Here is a 17,902-nt window from a genome sequence, read left to right as displayed (position 1 = left end):
GCCGGTGGGCGCCCACGCGTTGACCCGCCACGGCGCTAACCAGCCATCTTCCACCGAGCTGTGAGGAGGAACGATGGCTGTTGTCGAGCATGCCGTCGCGCCCGCACACCAAGGACCCCACCCCGTCGACGCCCGGCCGCCGCTGCGGCGGCTCGTGCCGCTGAGCCTGCAGCATCTGCTCGTCGCGTACGCGGGCATGGCGACGATGCCGCTGCTGGTGGGGACCGCGCTGCATCTCCCCGAGGACCGGATTCGGCTGCTCATCAGCGCCAATTTGTTGGTGAGCGGGATCGCGACCGTGTTGCAGTCGATGGGGCTGAAGTGGTTCGGGGCGCGGCTGCCGATCGTGATGGGGTCGACGTTCACCGCGATCACCCCCGCCATCCTCATCGGGCAGGAGCACGGGCTCGCCGCCGTGTTCGGGGCCACGGTCGTGTCGGGTCTCGTGACGCTGGCCATCGCGCCGTGGTTCGGTCGGTGCCTGCATCTGTTTCCGCCGCTGGTGACCGGGACGGTCATCGCCGTGATCGGGTTCTCGCTCGTACCGTCGGCGGCAGGACTCGTCACCGGCGACGGCGGGGGCGGCAAGGGCCTCGCGCTCGCCGCCGCGACCGTGGTGCTGGTCGTGCTGGTGGAGCGGCTCGCGCCGCCGGCGGTCGCCCGGTTCTCGGTGCTCGTCGCCATGGCCGTGGGGACCGTGGCCGCGCTGCCGCTGGGGCTGTTCGACGGGTCGGGGGTCGCGGACGCGCACGTCGTCACGGCACCCGATCCCACCGCTTTCGGGGCACCCACGTTCGTGGTGCCCGCGATCGCGGCGATGCTCGTCGTGCAGCTCGTGAACATGGTGGAGTCCGTCGGCGACACCCTCGCGGTCGGCCAGATCGTCGGCCGCGGCGACGACGCGCCCACCGTCGTACGGGCGCTGCGCGCGGACGGGGCCGCCACCGTGCTGTCGGGGGCGCTCGCCTCCTTCCCCATCGTGACGTTCGGGCAGTCGGTGGGCCTGGTGAGCGTGACGCGAGTGAAGAGCCGTCATGTCGTGGCGCTGTCCGGGGTGTTGATGGTGGTGCTGGCGTTCGTGCCCGTGCTCGGGGCCGCCGTCGCCGCCGTGCCGGGGCCGGTCCTCGGCGGGGTGTCGCTCGTCATGTTCGGGACCGTGGGCGCCGTCGGATTGCGCATCCTCGCGCGCGCCGATCTGACCGAGCCACGGAATCTGCTGACCGTCGCCCTCGCCTTCGCGCTCGGCATGATCCCGCTCGGCGCGCCGGACTTCTACGCGCCGCTCCCCTCGTACGTACGCACCGTCCTGGACAGCGGCATCGCCGTCACCGGGATCGTGGCGTTCCTGCTCAATCTGCTGTTCCACCACACGGGCGCGACCCGCCTCCGGAAGGAGCCCGCCCGATGAACCTCCGGACGATCACGGACGTCACCGTTTACAGCGGGGGCCGCTGGCTGCCCGGGATGGATGTGCACATCGCCGACGGGCGAGTCACGGCGCTGGTGTCGCACGGTGAACTCCCTTGTGTTGGCGCGGTGTTGGATGGCGGTGGCGGACATCTGACGCCCGGCCTCGTCAACACTCACACCCACCTCTTCCAGGCCGGGCTGCGCGGTATCGGTGAGGGGCTCGGGCTGCTCGCGTGGCTGAGCGCCGTCGGCGAGGAGGCCGCGCTGCTCACTCCCGAGCGGGCCTACGCGACCGCTGCCGCCGCCGCGGCCGAGGCGCTGCGCAGCGGCACCACCACGCTCGTCGAGCACATGTGGCCGCACCCGTCGCCCGAGGTGCACGACGCGGTGCTGCGGGCCCTCAAGGACAGCGGTGTACGGGCCGTGTTGTGCCGGGGCGTCGCCGACCGGGCGGACCGGAGCCGCAAGTGGGGCTTCGACCCTCGGCTGATGCAGCCGCTGAAGGAGGCCCTCGCGCACACGGACGAGCTGATCGCGCAGGCGCGCGGCAGCCGGGTGGACGTGGGGGTGGCCGTGCCCAACCCGCGGTGCCTGACACCGGACGGGATGGCCGCCGTACGCGCGTACGCGGACGAGCACGACCTGCCCGTCTCGCTGCACCTGTTGGAGACGATGACGGACGACGCAATGTGCCGCGATCGTACGGGAGTTGGTGCCATCGAGTATCTGGAGCGGGCCGGGTTCCTGTGGGACCGGCTGCTCGCCGTGCACTGTGTGGAGCTGGACGCGGCGGGCCGCGGGACACTCGCCCGGCACGGCGTCGGTGTCTCGTACAACCCGCTGAGCAATATGCGGCTCGGCAGCGGGATCGCGCCGGTGCCCGCGATGCTGGAGGCCGGCCTGAGCGTCGGGCTCGGGGTCGACGGGGCTGCCAGCAATGACACGCAGGACATCCTTGAGGCACTGCGCATCGGCGCGTATTTGCAACGGGCCGCGCACCGCAAGGCGGATCTGTTCGGGTTCTCCGAGATGTTCGCGATAGCGGCGGGCGGCGCGAACCGGGTCCTCGGGATCGAGGAGAACCCGGACGGCGGGGTGCGGCTCGGGATGCAGGCGGACCTCGTCCTGCACCGCTTCGACCGGGACTACGCCTGCCTTCCGGTACGCGATCCGGGAGCGACGCTCCTGACGTGCGCGGGCAGCAGGACCGTGACGGCCGTCCTGGTCGACGGGGAGATCCTCGTACGCGACGGGGAGCATGTCCGGCTCCCCTCTCGCGAGTTGGCAGCGGCCCTGACCAATTGACCCAGATCAAGCCCCTGCGGCGATTGAGCAGCGGGGCCCGGGGCGGAGCCCCGAGTCCGCAACCACGGACCACCCTCACATCTCAAGGAGCGAACCCCACGATGACCGACACCACCACGTACGACCTCGCCGAACTGACCAAGGAAACCCGGATGGGCGGCGCCGGGACGGAGACCTCCGCCCGGGAGATCCGCCGCATCGACCTCGCCGACTTCGAGAACCGCAAGGCCGAGATCACCGAGGAACTGTGGGCCGCCGCCACCGACATCGGCTTCTTCCAGCTGGTCAACCACGGCATCGAACCACGCGCCGTGGACGGCGCGTTCGCCGACGCCGAGGCCTTCTTCGCGCTGCCGGAGGAGACCAAGGCGCGACACGGCCTGAAGAAGGGGCTCAACTCCGGCTGGGAGTCGATGACCCAGGTGCGTCCTTCGATCGGGACGCCCGACCAGAAGGAGTCGTACCAGCTGACCCGTCCGCACATGGAAGGCCTGTGGCCGGACGACGCGCTGCCCGGTTTCCGCGAGCGAACCCTCGAATTCGAGGCGCGCTGCCGGGAGTTGGCGATGCGCGTCCTGGGCTGCTTCGCCGACAAGCTGGGCCTGCCGGACGGATTCTTCGCGCGCGCCCACGACCCGGCGAGCCCGCAGTACCAGTCGACGCTGCGGATGCTGCACTACTTCGCCGTGCCCGAAGACGCCGTGATCCCCGAGAACGTGTGGCGGGCCGGGGCGCACACCGACTTCGACTGCCTGACGCTGCTGTTCCAGCGGGACGGGCAGGGCGGGCTGCAGGTGTGCCCGGGCAAGGAGGCCGAGGCGCAGGAGTGGACGCCGGTCGAGCCGGCGGACTCCGTGATCACCTGCAACATCGGGGACATGCTGATGCGGTGGAGCGACGACCGGCTCCCGTCGAACTTCCACCGGGTCAGGTCACCGGGCCCGGACGACGACCGGTCGGCCCGCCACAGCATCGCGTTCTTCGCGCAGGCCGACCGTGACGTGGTGATCGAGGGCCCGGAGGGCCGCTACCCGCCGATCACCGCGGCCGACTACATCCAGCAGCGAATCGCTGCCAACTTCGCCCGATAGTCAGGTGGTTGACGTGACGATTCCCGCGAACGGCGGACGGCGGCCGGTTCAGGAGGGTTCCACCGCCACCCGGATCGTGCGCAGTTCCGGGTCCGCCGGATCGGGTACGTTCATGCCCGCCGTGAGGCCCGAACGCAGATAGGTGAGCACCGGGCCGGTGAGCCGCTCCCCCGGCAGCACCGTCGGGATGCCCGGCGGGTACGGGCTGGCCATTTCGGCGGCGACGCGTCCCGCGGCGCGTTCCAGCGGCACCTCCTCGATCGGCCCGAAGTACGCGTCGCGCGGCAACATGGCGTGTTCCAGGCGGAGTTCGGAGGGCTTCGGCACGGCGACAGTGGGCGCGCCGCGCAGTTCGGCGCGGTGTTCGGTGACGTCCCGCAGGCCGTCGAGGAGGGCGGCGAGCGTCGCCGGGGAGTCCGCGAAGGTGAGTTGGGCACCGACCCTGCGGTGGTCGGCGATGTGCACGTCGAGGGCGCGGTGGGAGCGCAGCCAGTCGGCGACGCGGTAGCCGCTCGTGTCGAGGTCGGACACATCGATGAGGACGGGCAGCGGGTCGAGGTCGTACGCGAGGCCGGGGCCGGTGAGGTCGTCGCGGCCGTACACGTGCAGGCCGTCGATCGCGTCGATGGCCCGCCGCGCGTCCGTCGCGAGGTCGAGGGCGTCGCCCAGGAGCTCGCGGCCGTGCAGCCGCATCTGGCGTCGCCAGCCGTCGAGGCCCGCGTAGATGAGGACGGAGGGACTGGTGGTGCCGAGCAGGTCGGCGCGGGAGGTGAGTGTGTCCGGGTCGATGAGGTCGCCGCGCAGATGGAACACCGAGCCCTGCTCCAGGCCGCTGCCCATCTTGTGGATGCTGGTGACACACACGTCGGCGCCCGCGTCCATGGCCCACTTGGGCAGGTCGGGGTGGAACGGCAGATGCGCGCCCCACGCCTCGTCGACGATCAGCGGCCTGCCGCGCGCGTGGCAGACCTCGGCGAGCCGTTCCAGGTCGCCGCAGGTCCCGTACGGGGTCGGGCTGGTGATCAGCGCTCCGCGCGCGTCCGGATGACGTTCGAAGGCCTCCTCGTACGACTGCGGGGAGGGCGGGTGCGCGAGGCCGCGCTCGGCGTCCCACTGCGGTTCGACCCACACGGGGTCGATGCCGCACAGGATCAGCCCGCTCACCACGGACTTGTGGGCGTCACGCCCGATGAGCAGCTGCTCGTGGGGCCCGGCGACGGCCAGCATCGCGGCCTTGACCGACAGGGAGCTGCCGCACGTGGTGAAGAAGGTGTGGTCGGCGTGGACCGCGTCGGCCATCAGCTCCTCGGCGCGCCGCAGCACCCGGCCGCGCATCCGGCGGTCGTCCAGGCCGCCGCTGGCGAGGACGTCCGAGTGGAAGGCGTCGCCGAGCACTCTCCTGGCCTGCTCGTCGGCGCCGCGCGCCTGCTTGTGACCGGGTGGCGTGAAGGCGAGCCTGCCGTGCGCGTGGTACGAGTCGATGGCTTCCAGAACGGGGGCGGAGGTGTGATCCATGGGACCCGGGTACCGGATATCGGGCCTGTTCATGCCATCTGCTCCTGCCGGGTCGTGTGGTGCGGAAGGGATTCGGCCGCGCGCCCGCCGGGGCCCGGTACCCGGATTCCGGGCTTGAGCAGCCCCTTCGAGGGGACTCGGGACGCATGACCGCCCCCTGGCGCCGACCGCGAGTTGAGGGAGCACCATGACCCACCACGAGCATCGCGGACAGGACGAGGAAGGGTCCGCCGAGACGGCGACGACGGGTGAGCCGAGCCCGGCCCCGAAGGGCCCGAACGACCCGAAGGATCCGAAGGACCCGAATGGCCCGAAGGACCCGACGGACCTTCCGGCCCGCTCCTGGTGGGCGGTGCTGCGCCGCACCGGAAAGGAGTTCCTCGACGACGACCTGCCCGACCGGGCGGCCGCGCTGACGTACTACGGCGTCCTCTCGATCTTTCCCGCGCTGCTCGTCCTGGTGTCCTTCCTCGGCGTGGTCGGCGAGCGGGCGACGCGGGGCGTCCTGAACAACCTGCGTCACCTCACGCCGGGTCCCGTGCGCGATCTGCTGACCGATGCCGTGCGGCAGTTGCAGGACAGCGGCGGGGCCAGCGGGGCGGTCGCGATCGTGAGCCTGCTGACCGCGGTCTGGTCGGCCTCCCGCTATGTCGCCGCGTTCATCCGCACCTCGAACGCCGTCTACGACACGGAGGAGGGCCGCCCGGCCTGGAAGCTGACGCCGTTGCAGCTCGCGCTGACCGGCGCGCTGATGGTGCTCCTCGCGCTGAGCGCGATCATCATCGTGTTCACAGGACCGCTGGCCAAGCGCGCGGGCGACGCGCTCGGGGCGGGCGACGCGGCGCTCATGACGTGGCACATCGCGAAGTGGCCGGTGCTGCTCGCGCTGGTCGTCCTGATGGTGGCGCTGCTGTTCTGGCGCGCCCCCAACGTCCGGGGCCCCGGCTTCCGCTGGCTGAGCCCGGGCAGCCTGCTCGCGGTGCTGCTGTGGCTGGCGGCCTCGGGCGGCTTCGCGCTGTACGTGACCTGGTTCGGCTCGTACAACAAGACGTACGGCACGCTGGCCGGCGCCATCATCTTCCTGGTCTGGCTGTGGCTGTCGAACCTGGCGCTGCTGCTCGGCCTGGAATTCGACGCGGAGCTGGCCCGGCAGCGCGCCATCGTCGGCGGTCTCCCCGAGGACGAGGAGCCGTACGTGGAGCCGCGCGACACCCGCAAATGGCCGGCACGGCTCCGCCGCAGGACCACCCACGGCAGCCGGCCGGTGTAGGACCTGTCGTTCGGATCAGGCCGGCCGCTCAGCCGTGGATCGCCCCCTCGCCGCCGCGCAACGACTGCCCGCTCCCGCCACGCCGTGCCGCGACGATCTCCGCGCCGATCGACACCGCGGTCTCCTCCGGTGTGCGGCCGCCGATGTCGAGACCTATCGGGGAGTGCAGGCGCTCCAACTCGGCCTCGCCCAGACCGACTTCGCGCAGCTTCGCCATCCGGTCGTCGTGCGTGCGCCGCGAGCCCATCGCCCCGACGTACGCGACCGGCAGCCGCAACGCGACCTCCAGCAACGGCACATCGAACTTCGCGTCGTGCGTCAGCACGCACAGCACGGTGCGCTCATCGGTGTCGGTCGAGCGGAGATAGCGGTCCGGCCACTCCACGACCACCTCGTCCGCCTCCGGGAAACGGGTCGGCGTGGCGAAGACGCCGCGCGCGTCGCACAGGGTGACGTGGAAGCCGAGCAGCTTGCCGACCTTGACCAGCGCGCCCGCGAAGTCCACCGCGCCGAACACGATCAGCCGCGCGGGCGGCACGCTCGACTCGACGAACAGGGTGACGTCTCCCTCGCAGCGCGCCTTGCTCTCCGGCACCTCGCACAGCCCCGTGCGGCCGAGGTCGAGATAGGCGCGGGCCTGCGCAGCGAGCCCCGAGTCGTCGCCCTCCGTGAGCCGTCCCTCGTGCGAGCCGTCGGGACGGATCATCAACAGGCCGCCGATGGACGGGAGTTCACCCGGCCCGTCGAGGATGCGGGCCAGCGCCACCGCCTCGCCGCGCGCCGCGACGGCGAGCGCCGAGACCACCGTCGCCCGGGACGGCGAGTCGAGCCGCACCGGCTCGACGTGCACCTCGACCTCGCCGCCACAGGTCAGACCCACGGCGAACGCGTCGTCGTCGCTGTAGCCGAACCGCTCGCGGGCCGGCGCACCGTCCGCGAGCGCCTGGACACACAGTTCGTAGACGGCGCCTTCCACGCAGCCACCGGACACCGAGCCGATGACCTCGCCCGCCGAGTCGACGGCGAGGGCCGCGCCGGGCGGCCGGGGCGCGCTGCCGCTCACCGATACGACGGTGGCGACAGCGAACTCCCGGCCCTGCGCGGCCCATTCGCTCAGCTCGGCGGCGAGGTCAAGCATTGCGCTCCGCCTCGGCGAGCAGCACCCGGTCGGGCCGCAGCGGCAGATCGCGGTGCCGCACACCGGTCGCGTGCCACACGGCGTTGCCGATCGCGGCGGCCGTGCCGACGATGCCGATCTCGCCGACGCCCTTGATGCCGACGGGGTCGTCCGGGTCGCTGTCGTCGACCCAGTGCGCCTCGACGACCGGCACGTCCGCGTTGGCGGCGACGTGGTAGCCCGCGAAGTCGGCGCCGACGTGCCCGCCGTCCGCCGCGTCCCGCACGGCCTCCTCGTGCAGGGCCATGGAGATGCCCCACGTCATGCCGCCCACCAACTGGCTGCGCGCGGTGAGGGGGTTGATGATGCGGCCCGCGGAGAAGACACCGAGGAGGCGGCGCACGCGGACCTCGCCGCTCGCCACGTCCACGGCGACCTCGGCGAACTGCGCGCCGTAGGAGTAGCGCTCCTTCTGCGCGAGGGCACCGACCAGTTCGGTCGTGTCGGTGCGGACCGTGAGGCCCTCGGTGGGAACGGCGGCGGTCGGGGACAGCCGGTCGCGCAGTTCGCGGCTGGCCGCCATCACGGCCCAACCCCACGAGCGCGTGCCCATCGAGCCGCCCGAGAGCCACGCCTCCCCGAAGTCGCTGTCGGCGATCCGCACCCGCACCAGGCCCTGGTCGACGCCGAGTTCGTCGGCGGCGATCTGGGTCAGCGCGGTGCGCGCCCCTGTGCCGACGTCCGCCGCCGTGATCCGGACCGTGAACGTACCGTCGTGCTCGGCGGTGACGGACGCCGTGGACGGGGCGACACCGGACGGGAAGGAGCAGGCCGCCACGCCCGTACCGAGGAGCCAGCGGCCCTCGCGGCGCACGCGCGGTCGCGGGTCGCGGCCCTCCCAGCCGAAGCGGCGCGCGCCGTCCTCGTAGCAGCCGAGGAGATTGCGGCTGCTGAAGGGCAGCCCGGAGACCGGACCGACCTCGGGTTCGTTGCGCACGCGGAGCGCGACCGGGTCCATGCCGAGCTTCTCGGCGAGCTCGTCGAGCGCCGACTCCACGGCGTACGAGCCGGGGGCCTCGCCGGGCGCCCGGACGAACGTCGGGGTCGGCAGGTCCAGGGGCACCACACGGTTCACGGAGTGGTGCGCGTCGGACGCGTACATCACACGCCCGTACCCGGCGCTCGCCTCGACGAACTCGCGGATGTTCGAGGTCAGCGACTGCGCGTCGTGCCCGAACGCGCGAAGGCGTCCGTCGGCGTCGGCGCCGAGCCGCATCCGCTGGGTGGTGGGGCTGCGGTAGCCGGTGATCGCGAAGACCTGACGGCGCGTCATGGTGAGCCGGACGGGGCGATGGAGTTCGGTCGCGGCCATCACGGCGGCGATGTGGTGCGCCGCCACGAGCTTGCCGCCGAAGGCGCCGCCGACGTGTTCCGAGCGGACGCGCACGGCGGACGGGTCGAGCGAGAAGGTCTGCGCGAGCTGGTCGGCGACGGCCTTGCTGCCCTGGTTGGCGTCGTACACCTCCAGCCGCCCGTCCTCCCAGCGCACGGTCACCGCGTGCGGCTCCATGGCGGTGTGGTGCGTCTCGGGGGTGGTGTAGCGCTCGTCCACGACGGCGGCGGACGCGGCGAGTTCGGCCTCCAGGTCGCCCTTGGTCGCCTCCGAGCCCTCGGGCGCGTAGGTGCCGGGCCGGTCGGCCTCGAAGGCGATGTCGTGCGGCTCGGTGTCGTACTCGACGACGAGCGCCTCCGCGGCCTCCCGGGCCTGCTCGGAGGTCTCGGCTACGACGAGCGCGACGGGCCAGCCGGCGTGCTTCACCTTGTCGTCCTGGAAGACGTGGAGGATGCCGTCGGGCGGCCCCATCAGGGTGAGGTAGTCGGTGTTGATGCGCGGCGCGTTGCCGTGGTGCATGACGGCGAGGACGCCGGGCATGGCGCGCACGGCCTCGTCGCCGACCGAGCGGATCCGGCCGCGTGCCACGGTGGACAGCACGAGCCAGCCGTGCGCGAGGTCGGTGAACGGGAACTCGCCCGCGTACCGGGCGGCCCCCGTGACCTTCTCGCGCCCCTCGATCCGGCTGCGCCCGACACCCACCGAGCCCGATTTCGTCGTGCCGGCCGCTGTGGTGGTGGTCGTCGTCATCGGGTGGCCTCCGAGGCGAGTTCGGTGAGCAGCGCAACGATCAGATTGCGCATCAGGGGCACCTTGTACCTGTTGTCGGGCAGCGGCTTCGCCGCCGCTAGTTCGGCGTCCGCGGCGGCCGCGAACGTCGCGCCCTCCGCGGGCTGCCCGATCAGCGCCGCCTCTGCGGCACGGGCCCGCCACGGCCGCGAGGCGACCGCGCCGAGCGCGATCCGCGCGTCCCGTACGACGCCGTCCTGGACGTCGACGGCGGCGGCCACGGAGCCGATCGCGAAGGCGTACGAGGCGCGCTCGCGGACCTTGCGGTACACCGAGTTCGCCGCGACGGGCGCGGGCGGCAGGGTGACCGCGGTGATGAGCGCACCGGCCGGGAGGCCGGTCTCCAGGTGCGGGGTGTCGCCGACGGGCCGGTAGAAGTCGGCGAGCGCCAACTCGCCCTTGCCGTCGGCGGTTTCGTACTCCACGACGGCGTCGAACGCGGCGAGCGCGACACCCATGTCGGACGGGTGCACCGCCACGCAGTGCTCGCTCGCGCCGAGGATGGCGTGATTGCGGTGCTCGCCCTCGACGGCCGGGCAACCACTGCCGGGCTCCCGCTTGTTGCACGGCTTGCTGACGTCGGTGAAGTAGCCGCAGCGAGTGCGCTGCAGCAGATTGCCGCCGACGGTGGCCATGTTGCGCAGCTGCCCGGAGGCCCCGGCGAGCACGGCCTGAGTCAACGCCGGGTAGCGGCGCCGCACTTCGGGGTGGGCGGCGAGGTCGCTGTTGGTGACGGTGGCACCGATACGGAGCCCACCGTCAGCGGTCACCTCGATCTCGCCGAGCGGCAGTTCCCGCACGTCGACGAGGCGCGCGGGCCGCTCGACGCCGATCTTCATCAGGTCGACGAGGTTGGTGCCGCCGCCGAGGAAGCGCGCCTCGGGGTCGGCGCCGAGCACCGCCACCGCGCCCGACACATCGGACGCCCGCTCGTATCCGAACTCCCTCACGCCACGGTCTCCTTCGCGTCGTCGGCGGAGTGCGCGGCCGCGTGGGCGACCGCTTGCACGATCGACACGTACGCCCCGCAGCGGCACAGGTTTCCGCTCATCCGCTCCCTGATCTCCTCCGGGGTCAGCGGCTGCGGCCCGGCCTCGGGCCGCACGTCGCCGGTGGCCGCGGACGGCCAGCCCGCGGCGTGCTCCTCGATGACGGCGAGGGCCGAACAGATCTGGCCGGGCGTGCAGTAGCCGCACTGGTAGCCGTCGAGCTCGACGAACGCCTCCTGCACCGGGTGCAGTTCGCCGTCCGGGCCCGCGATGCCCTCGATGGTGGTGATCTCGCGGTCCTCGGCGGCGACCGCGAGCTGCAGACAGGCCACGGTCCTGCGCCCGTCGACGAGCACCGTGCAGGCGCCGCACTGCCCCTGGTCGCAGCCCTTCTTCGTGCCGGTCAGATCGAGCCGCTCGCGCAGGGCGTCGAGCAGCGTGGTGCGGTGGTCGACGGGCAGCGTGTGCTTCTCCCCGTTGATGTTCAAGGTGACGACGCTGGACGTAGCGGACACGGTCGTGCCGCCGGTGTCAGCTGGGGGCATGTGTGCAGCCTTCTTTCGCGTGTCTGGTGCGTGGAGAATCGGCGCTGTACGCAGGGTGGGACGCGGACCGGACATGGATGCGGTCCGGGGCCCGGACCACTATGGTGTGGACTCTAACCGGACAGCTGTCCGTTCAACGGGACACGAACGTAGTGGACAACTGTCCGCCTAGCAAGGACTATTCCCCGCCACGGCCGAAGGAGGAGAAGTCGCGTGGGCTACGCGAAGAAGTCGGCCGCGCTGCGCTCGGACGCGCAGCGCAATCGCGACCGCATCCTCGAGGTGGCCCTGGCCGAACTGACGCGCTCCGCGGACACGCCGTTGAGTGCGATCGCGAAGAAGGCGGGTGTCGGGCAGGGCACGTTCTACCGCAACTTCCCCAGCCGTGAGGCGCTCGTCCTCGAGGTGTACCGCTACGAGGTGGAGCAGGTCGCCGACGCGGCCTGCGAGTTGCTGTGCGGACGACCGCCGGAGCTGGCGCTGCGCGAGTGGATGGACCGCCTCGCCCAGTACGCGATGGCCAAGGCGGGCCTCGCGGACGCACTCCGCGAGGCGACCAGCGCACGCGGCACGATGAAACAGCTCGCGCACGCCCCACTGACCGAGGCGGTCACGCACCTCCTGGAGGCGAACGAAAAGGCGGGCACAATCCGCCCCGACGTCACCCCGGACGACTTCATGCTGGCCATCGCGGGCCTGTGGCTGATCGACCCCCACGGCGACTGGCAGGCACGGGCGGGCCGCCTACTGGACCTGGTGATGGACGGGCTGCGGGCGGGTGCGCCTGGCGCGTCAGGCCCTTGCGGCGATTGATACTTCGGGCCTCGCCGACGATTGGCATTTCCAGCCCCGCCGGCGTTTGAGGCGCGGGGTCCGGGGCGGAGCCCCGTGACCGGAGGGCGGTCGACCCTGCGCGCGGACCGGTAGCTCAGGAACGCTTACGCGGCTTGCCGCCCTTGACGTTCTTGGCCGGCTTGTTCGCACTCCGCTTCGACTGCGGCTTCCCGTCCTGCCGAATCCGCCCCGGCTTCACGAAGGCCTTCTTCCCCGGCAGCCTCTTCTTCTCCGCCGCCTTCTTGTCGGGCTCCGCCTGCGTACGGCCCCGCGAACTGTTCACGGTCCGGCCGCGCACGATGCCGATGAAGTCCTCGACGAGATCCGTGGTGCGCTCCTCGGGCCAGGCGAGCACCACGCTCGACTCCGGCGCGTCGGTGACCGTGCGGTACGTGAGGTCGCGCCGGTGGTGCAGACGGGCGAGCGACATCGGGACGACGAGCAGGCCCACGCCCGCCGCGACCAGCTCGATGGCGTCGGTCGTCGTGGCGGGGCGCTCGAAGGCGGGCTGCCCCGGCGGCCGCTCCCAGCCGAGCACGTCGTCGAGCGGATGCTGCACGATCTCGTCGGCGAGGTCGGCGAGGGTGATCTCGTCGGCGGCGGTCACGAGGTGGTCCTTCGGGGCCACGACCACGGTCTTCTCGGTGTAGAGCGGGATCGCGCTGAAGTACGTACGGTCCACGGGCGGCCGCACCAGACCCGCGTCGGCGTCCCCACGGCGCAGCACGTCGGGCACCTCGGCCGCGGTCACCTGCACCAGGTCGAGCGGCACGTCGGGCCGGCGCTCACGCCAGATCCGCACCCACTTGGCGGGGGTGGCCCCGGGAACGTAGGCCAGGCGGAAGCAGGGTCCTGAGGGCGGTGCGGGTGTCTCTTGCGTGCCGGTCACGGGCCCAAGGCTACCCGCCGTGGTCAGCGGGTCCCGTCACGATCGATACCCTTGACCTCATGAGTTCGAACCAGAGCACCCAGACCATGAAGCCCGCGACCGCGGCAAAGAAGCTGGGTGTGTTCCTCGACGCCACGCCCGCCGAGTTCCAGGAGGGCGTCGTCTCGCGCGCCGAGCTGACCGCGCTGCAGGCCGAGCCGCCGCAGTGGCTCGTCGACCTGCGCGCGAACGGGCCGCACCCGCGCCCCGTGGTGGCGCAGAAGCTGGGCGTCTCCATCTCGGGGCTCGCCCGCGGTGGCGTCACGGATGCGCTGACCACGGAGCAGATCGAGGCCATCAAGACGGAGAACCCCGAGTGGCTTCAGGCGGAGCGGGCCACGCAGGCGGATGTCCGCAAGGAGAACGTCCGCGTCAAGAAGCTTCACGCCGAGCAGGCGGAGCAGCGGGCTCAGCGCGAGGCGTGATCGGGTGGGGCGTTGAGGTCACCGGGTGGCCTGCGCCCCACGCCGCGGGGCTCTGCCCCGGACCCCGCGGGCTCTCGTCCGAAGAGCGGGCTTGAAAAGATCGGGGCTCTGCCCCGGACCCCGCTGCTCAATCGCCGCAGGGGCTTAAATTGACCCCGGCCTCAATGACCCCAAGGGCTTAAATTGGCCCGGCCTCAATGGCCGCAGGAGCTCAAATTGACCCCGGCTCCCCGCAGGGGCCCGCATGGCGACGAGTCGCAGGAGCTTGAAGGACGACCAGCGCCCCCGCCACCACCAGCGCCCCACACACCACCCCGCTCGCCGCGCCCCAGCCGCCCGCCGCGACAAGCGGCGCCGCCAGGCCCGCGCCGAGGGCTCCCGCCAGGAAGTACAGGAGCAGGTAGACGCCGCTGAGGCTGCCGCTGCGGGCCGGGTCGATGGACATGACGCGGGTCTGGTTGGCGGCCTGGGCCGTGAAGCAGCCCGCGTCGACCAGGGCGAGGCCCGCCGCCGTCACCACGGGCCGGTCGAGCCCCGTGCACAGCAGCGCCGCACCGGCGGCCGCCACCACCATGCTCCCGGCGATCACCGCACGCGGCGAGTACCGGTCCCCCAGCCGCCCGGCCACGGGCAACGCCGCGAACCCGAGCGCCCCGGCCAGGCTGTACAGGCCGATGTGCGCGGCATCGAGACCGTACGGCGGCTGCGCGAGCCGCACCGTGAGCGCGACCCAGACGAGGCTGAAGGCCAGGTACCAGAGGCTGCCGCTCAGCACCGCGAGCCGCAGCGCACGGTGCCGGCGCAGCAGTCCGGGCAGCGCGGCGAGCGTGCCGAGGTACCCACCGCCACCGCCCTCGGGCCGCTCCCCTGGCAGCCGCGCCCACGCGATCGCCCCGCAGACCACCACGAGCCCCGCGAACGCGAGCAGCATGCCGCGCCAGCCGAACGCGTCCGCGAGCGCCCCGCCGACGAGCCGGCTCAGCAGGATCCCCGCCGACATGCCCGCCGCGACGCCCGCGACGGCCCGCCCGCGCCGCTCCCCCGGCACCCCGCGCCCGGCGATCGTGGACGCCATCGCGCTGACGCTCGCCCCCGCACCCACCATCACGTACGCGAGGAGCAGCAGGCCGAGGCCGGGTGCGCAGGAGGCGAGCAGCAGCCCCGCCGTGAGCAGCGCCAACTGTCCCGCGACGAGCCGCCGTGGCGCCGCCCGGTCCGCGAGGGGCAGCAGGAAGGCGAATCCGGCGATGCATCCGCCGAGCGCGGCGGTCGTGACGAGGCCGATGGCGGCGGCAGAGGCGCCGGTGTCGTGGGCGACGTCGCCGAGCGCAGGCTGGATCGCGTAGTTGTTGGCGAGCGCCACTCCGGCGGTGCAGGAGAGCACCGCGACGCCTCCGCGCGGCAGCCTCACGGGGCCTCACCGCGCACCAGGACCACGGCGTAACGGCAGTCCCGCTGCGTCGAGTTGGCGAAGACGCAGGCCGTGGGCGGGCCCAGTTCGACCGTGTCGCCCGCGTCGAGTTCGTGCACGACGTCGCCCTCGTGGAACGTGAGATGCCCTTCGAGCACCCAGATGATCTGCCGGTGGAACGCGAACGCCGCGGCCGGGTACGGGACTTCGGCCCCGGCCGGGAGCCGGATCTCGGCCACCTCCGCGGGGAAACCGGGTCCCGACACCTGCCGCCGCGCGTACCCGGTCTCCGGGTCGCGCCACTGCGGCGCCGCCTCCGCGCGCCGCACCCGCTCCTCGGTCGACTCGGGCTCCGGTTCCGGCTCGGGGTCGAGCAGCGTCGCCACGCTCAGCCGGAACGCCGCCGACAGCTTGCCGAGGATCACGGCGCTCGGGCTGCTCTCGCCGCGCTCGATCCGGTGGATCATCGCCCGCGACACCCCGGACTCCTCGGCCAGCTCCGCCAGGGTCCAACGGCGCCGGTCCCGCTCCGCACGGATCCGGGCACCGATGCGCTCCACCAGGGGGTCTACGATATTGGACATGGATCCACGATACGAGACGCGGGCCCCGGCGGTGAAGGTCCGCCCGGCCCACGAGGACGACCTGGACGCCGTCCTCGCCATCCGCAATCACGCCATCGAGCACGGCACGGCGCTGTGGACGGACACGCCGCAGTCGCGGGAGGAGGGCGCGGCCTGGCTGGGAGCGCATCTTGAGCGCGGTTCGGCCTACGTGGCCGAGCTCGGCGGAGAGGTCGTCGGGTTCGGTGTCTACGGGCCCTGGAAGGCGTACTCCGGCTTCCGGCACACCGTGGAGAACTCGGTGTACGTCACCGGCGGCCACCAGGGGGCCGGCATCGGTTCCGCACTCCTGACGACGCTCGTCGACTCGGCCACCGCCGCGGGCCTGCACGTCATGATCGCCGGGATCGAGTCGGGCAACGCGGCCTCGATCCGCCTGCACGAACGGCACGGTTTCGAGCATGCCGGAACGGTCCGCGAGGTGGGCACCAAGTTCGGCCGCTGGCTCGATCTGACGCTCATGCGGCGGCAGTTGAGCTGACCGGCCGCGGCCGCCACCCCCACTGCTCCCCCGCCCTCACTCCGCGGACTGCTCCGACGACGGTGACGGTGACGACTGCGACGGCGACGGCGACCGCAGCGCGGCATAGCGCACGACGGCCCGTTGCAGCTCCACCCGCTCGTCGTCCGGCAGGAGGCCGCCCTGGGCGAACTCCAGGAGGTGCTCGGCCACCAGGTTCAACTTGACGTTGGTGCGCTGCGACACGTCACGCAGCACGCGCCACGCGTCCTCGGGCGGGATCCGGCCGAGCACGACGACGACGCCGATCGCCTGATCCACGAGGGCGTGCGAGGTCACGGCCTGCTTGAGCTGGGCGACCTCCGTCTGCAGCCGTTCGTACTCCTTGGCGAGGTCGGTGGCGGACAGGAGGGTGAGCGGCCGCGTCGAGGACAACATGAAGAAGGCCATGGGGCCACCTGGTTCAGAAGCGGGAGCGGGCAGGGCGTTCACCTTTCTCAGACTGCGACGGGAGCGCCTGGCAGGCGCTCTCGACCCGTAGCCGCCACGGTACTTGGGCATGGGAAGGGCCGACCTCTTGATGCTCGGTCCTGCCGCACGAAAGCCGCAGTCCTCAGAACGAAGTGTCGGGCGATGCTTCATCCAAATAACGAAAAGTGCAGGCTGCCCGCCCTCGCAGGTACACGCCGTGGCAGATGCCCCTGCGACGGTCGTAAGCTGACCGCGCCGGGCATATTCGGTGAGGATTCAGTGGGGAGGGCGGCGCACATGGGCACACTGCATTTCGACAGCAGCGACCTCGAGGTCACCGAGGATTTCCTCAGTCGTCACTATGCCCGCATGCGCATCGGTAACGGCACCCCTGAGTCCTGTCGGATTCGGATCCGGCGCGAGGCGATGCCGGGGGTGTCCGTCGACGAACTCGACCTCGACTTCGACATGCGCTACTCGGTGACGCCGCTTCAGAAGATCTGTCTGTGCCTCGTCCACGAGGGCACCATCCGGGATCACGCCTTCGGGGACGTCGAGGACTCCTACGGCCCCGGCGACGTGGTCTCCTTCGCTCCGCCCGAACTGCCCTACGAGGGGCGGGTCTGCGGCGCCCGGTACAACATCACCATGCTCGACCCCACCCTCCTGGGCCAGGTCGCCACCACCATGCCGGGAGCGGCGCCGGGACCGGTCCGGCTCACCGGCCACCGGCCGGTCTCCGACGCCGCGGCCCGGCACCTGAAGCGGACCATCATCCACGTCCGCGATCACGTGCTGGCCGATCCCGAGGTCGCCGCCGAGCCGTTGGTCGCCTCGACCGCCGCCCAGCACCTGGCGGCGAGCGTGCTGATCGCCTTCCCCAACACCGCGCTCATCCGGCCCACCGGGACGGATCGGCACGACGCCCACTCCGCGACGCTGCGGCGCGCCATCGCCCATATCGACGCGAACGCCCAGGAGCCGCTCACCGTCGCCGAGATCGCGGCGGCGTCCCATGTCACCGTCCGGGCGCTGCAGTACGCCTTCCGGCGACATCTGGACACCACGCCGCTGGCGTATCTGCGCCGGGTGCGGCTCGCGCACGCGCACGACGAGCTGCGGGACTCCGATCCGGCGAGCGCGACGGTCACCGCGATCGCCGCGCGGTGGGGCTTCCACCACTCCGGCCGCTTCGCGGCGCTCTACCGCGACGCCTACGGACGCACCCCGCTTCAGACGCTGACCGGGACCTGAGACCTGCCGCGACCGGGGGTGGGCGGCCTTCCCACACCTTGATCGTTCATATTCACGAACAACGATCACATA

Annotated in this window: 17 protein-coding genes; 8 read left to right on the top strand and 9 right to left on the bottom strand. The window is 72.0% G+C overall.

All coding sequences use genetic code 11. The features are described 5' to 3' along the window. Positions 1-73: 73 nt before the first annotated feature. The 3 genes from OG746_RS19000 to OG746_RS18990 all read left to right on the top strand — a co-directional run bounded on the left by OG746_RS19000 (position 74) and on the right by OG746_RS18990 (position 3,806). Positions 74-1,408: a uracil-xanthine permease family protein gene (locus OG746_RS19000; protein ID WP_266716004.1), complete on the top strand. Its 1,335-nt coding sequence runs from the start codon at positions 74-76 to the stop codon at positions 1,406-1,408. After that, positions 1,405-2,715 carry an amidohydrolase family protein gene (locus OG746_RS18995; protein WP_266716003.1) on the top strand — a complete coding sequence of 437 codons (1,311 nt, stop codon included), beginning with the start codon at positions 1,405-1,407 and terminating at the stop codon, positions 2,713-2,715. Before OG746_RS19000 ends, OG746_RS18995 begins: the two co-directional genes overlap by 4 nt. A 101-nt stretch (positions 2,716-2,816) precedes the next feature. Beyond that, complete coding sequence (locus tag OG746_RS18990; protein ID WP_266716001.1) at positions 2,817-3,806, top strand: isopenicillin N synthase family dioxygenase; 990 nt, start codon at positions 2,817-2,819, stop codon at positions 3,804-3,806. A 48-nt stretch (positions 3,807-3,854) separates the two neighbouring features. Here OG746_RS18990 and OG746_RS18985 read toward each other — a convergent pair whose 3' ends face one another. Beyond that, on the bottom strand, positions 3,855-5,321 hold the full coding sequence (locus OG746_RS18985; RefSeq protein ID WP_266715999.1) for an aminotransferase class I/II-fold pyridoxal phosphate-dependent enzyme: 1,467 nt from the start codon (positions 5,319-5,321) through the stop codon (positions 3,855-3,857). Between the two features lie 187 nt (positions 5,322-5,508). Here OG746_RS18985 and OG746_RS18980 point away from each other — a divergent pair, with 187 nt between their 5' ends. Continuing rightward, the gene (locus tag OG746_RS18980) at positions 5,509-6,591 is read left to right on the top strand and encodes a YihY/virulence factor BrkB family protein (protein ID WP_266715997.1); all 1,083 of its coding nucleotides are present in this window, start codon (positions 5,509-5,511) and stop codon (positions 6,589-6,591) included. 28 nt (positions 6,592-6,619) lie between these two features. Here OG746_RS18980 and OG746_RS18975 read toward each other — a convergent pair whose 3' ends face one another. From OG746_RS18975 to OG746_RS18960, 4 genes are read right to left on the bottom strand one after another with little or no spacing between them, the layout of a single operon-like run. Then, positions 6,620-7,729, bottom strand: coding sequence for an XdhC family protein (locus OG746_RS18975; RefSeq protein ID WP_266715995.1), 1,110 nt, complete (start codon positions 7,727-7,729; stop codon positions 6,620-6,622). Continuing rightward, positions 7,722-9,851, bottom strand: coding sequence for a xanthine dehydrogenase family protein molybdopterin-binding subunit (locus tag OG746_RS18970; protein ID WP_266715993.1), 2,130 nt, complete (start codon positions 9,849-9,851; stop codon positions 7,722-7,724). The genes OG746_RS18975 and OG746_RS18970 overlap by 8 nt, the downstream gene beginning before the upstream one ends. Further along, complete coding sequence (locus OG746_RS18965; RefSeq protein WP_266715991.1) at positions 9,848-10,840, bottom strand: FAD binding domain-containing protein; 993 nt, start codon at positions 10,838-10,840, stop codon at positions 9,848-9,850. Before OG746_RS18965 ends, OG746_RS18970 begins: the two co-directional genes overlap by 4 nt. After that, the gene (locus tag OG746_RS18960; protein ID WP_266715989.1) at positions 10,837-11,424 is read right to left on the bottom strand and encodes a 2Fe-2S iron-sulfur cluster-binding protein; all 588 of its coding nucleotides are present in this window, start codon (positions 11,422-11,424) and stop codon (positions 10,837-10,839) included. The genes OG746_RS18965 and OG746_RS18960 overlap by 4 nt, the downstream gene beginning before the upstream one ends. A gap of 213 nt (positions 11,425-11,637) precedes the next feature. On the opposite strand from OG746_RS18960, the gene OG746_RS18955 reads away from it, so the two are divergent. Beyond that, the gene (locus tag OG746_RS18955) at positions 11,638-12,237 is read left to right on the top strand and encodes a TetR/AcrR family transcriptional regulator (RefSeq protein ID WP_266715987.1); all 600 of its coding nucleotides are present in this window, start codon (positions 11,638-11,640) and stop codon (positions 12,235-12,237) included. 115 nt (positions 12,238-12,352) lie between these two features. Here the strand turns inward: OG746_RS18955 and OG746_RS18950 are convergent, their stop codons facing one another. Then, complete coding sequence (locus OG746_RS18950; protein WP_266715986.1) at positions 12,353-13,147, bottom strand: LysR family substrate-binding domain-containing protein; 795 nt, start codon at positions 13,145-13,147, stop codon at positions 12,353-12,355. 59 nt (positions 13,148-13,206) lie between these two features. Between OG746_RS18950 and OG746_RS18945 the strand changes: the two genes are divergently transcribed. Next, a complete protein-coding gene (locus tag OG746_RS18945) occupies positions 13,207-13,611 on the top strand; it encodes a DUF5997 family protein (protein WP_266715985.1) in 405 nt (134 codons plus the stop codon). A 211-nt stretch (positions 13,612-13,822) separates the two neighbouring features. On the opposite strand, the gene OG746_RS18940 is transcribed toward OG746_RS18945, so the two are convergent. After that, positions 13,823-15,022, bottom strand: coding sequence for an MFS transporter (locus tag OG746_RS18940; RefSeq protein WP_266715983.1), 1,200 nt, complete (start codon positions 15,020-15,022; stop codon positions 13,823-13,825). After that, a complete protein-coding gene (locus OG746_RS18935) occupies positions 15,019-15,606 on the bottom strand; it encodes a helix-turn-helix domain-containing protein (protein ID WP_266715981.1) in 588 nt (195 codons plus the stop codon). The genes OG746_RS18940 and OG746_RS18935 overlap by 4 nt, the downstream gene beginning before the upstream one ends. On the opposite strand from OG746_RS18935, the gene OG746_RS18930 reads away from it, so the two are divergent. Beyond that, entirely contained in the window at positions 15,605-16,126 is a 522-nt protein-coding gene (locus tag OG746_RS18930; RefSeq protein WP_266715979.1) for a GNAT family N-acetyltransferase, read from the top strand. The two genes, OG746_RS18935 and OG746_RS18930, sit on opposite strands and share 2 nt — an antisense overlap. Positions 16,127-16,162: 36 nt before the next feature. Here the strand turns inward: OG746_RS18930 and OG746_RS18925 are convergent, their stop codons facing one another. Further along, positions 16,163-16,555, bottom strand: coding sequence for an ANTAR domain-containing protein (locus OG746_RS18925; protein WP_266715977.1), 393 nt, complete (start codon positions 16,553-16,555; stop codon positions 16,163-16,165). Positions 16,556-16,873: 318 nt separating this feature from the next. Here OG746_RS18925 and OG746_RS18920 point away from each other — a divergent pair, with 318 nt between their 5' ends. After that, positions 16,874-17,830 (top strand): helix-turn-helix transcriptional regulator, encoded by a 957-nt coding sequence (locus OG746_RS18920; RefSeq protein ID WP_266715976.1) that lies wholly within the window; start codon positions 16,874-16,876, stop codon positions 17,828-17,830. Positions 17,831-17,902: the final 72 nt, after the last annotated feature.

It is taken from the genome of Streptomyces sp. NBC_01016, from assembly GCF_026341035.1.
In the GTDB taxonomy this organism is placed as follows: domain Bacteria; phylum Actinomycetota; class Actinomycetes; order Streptomycetales; family Streptomycetaceae; genus Streptomyces.
Note: the sequence above shows the minus strand (reverse complement) of the source record. Positions and strands in the feature narration are given on the sequence as shown.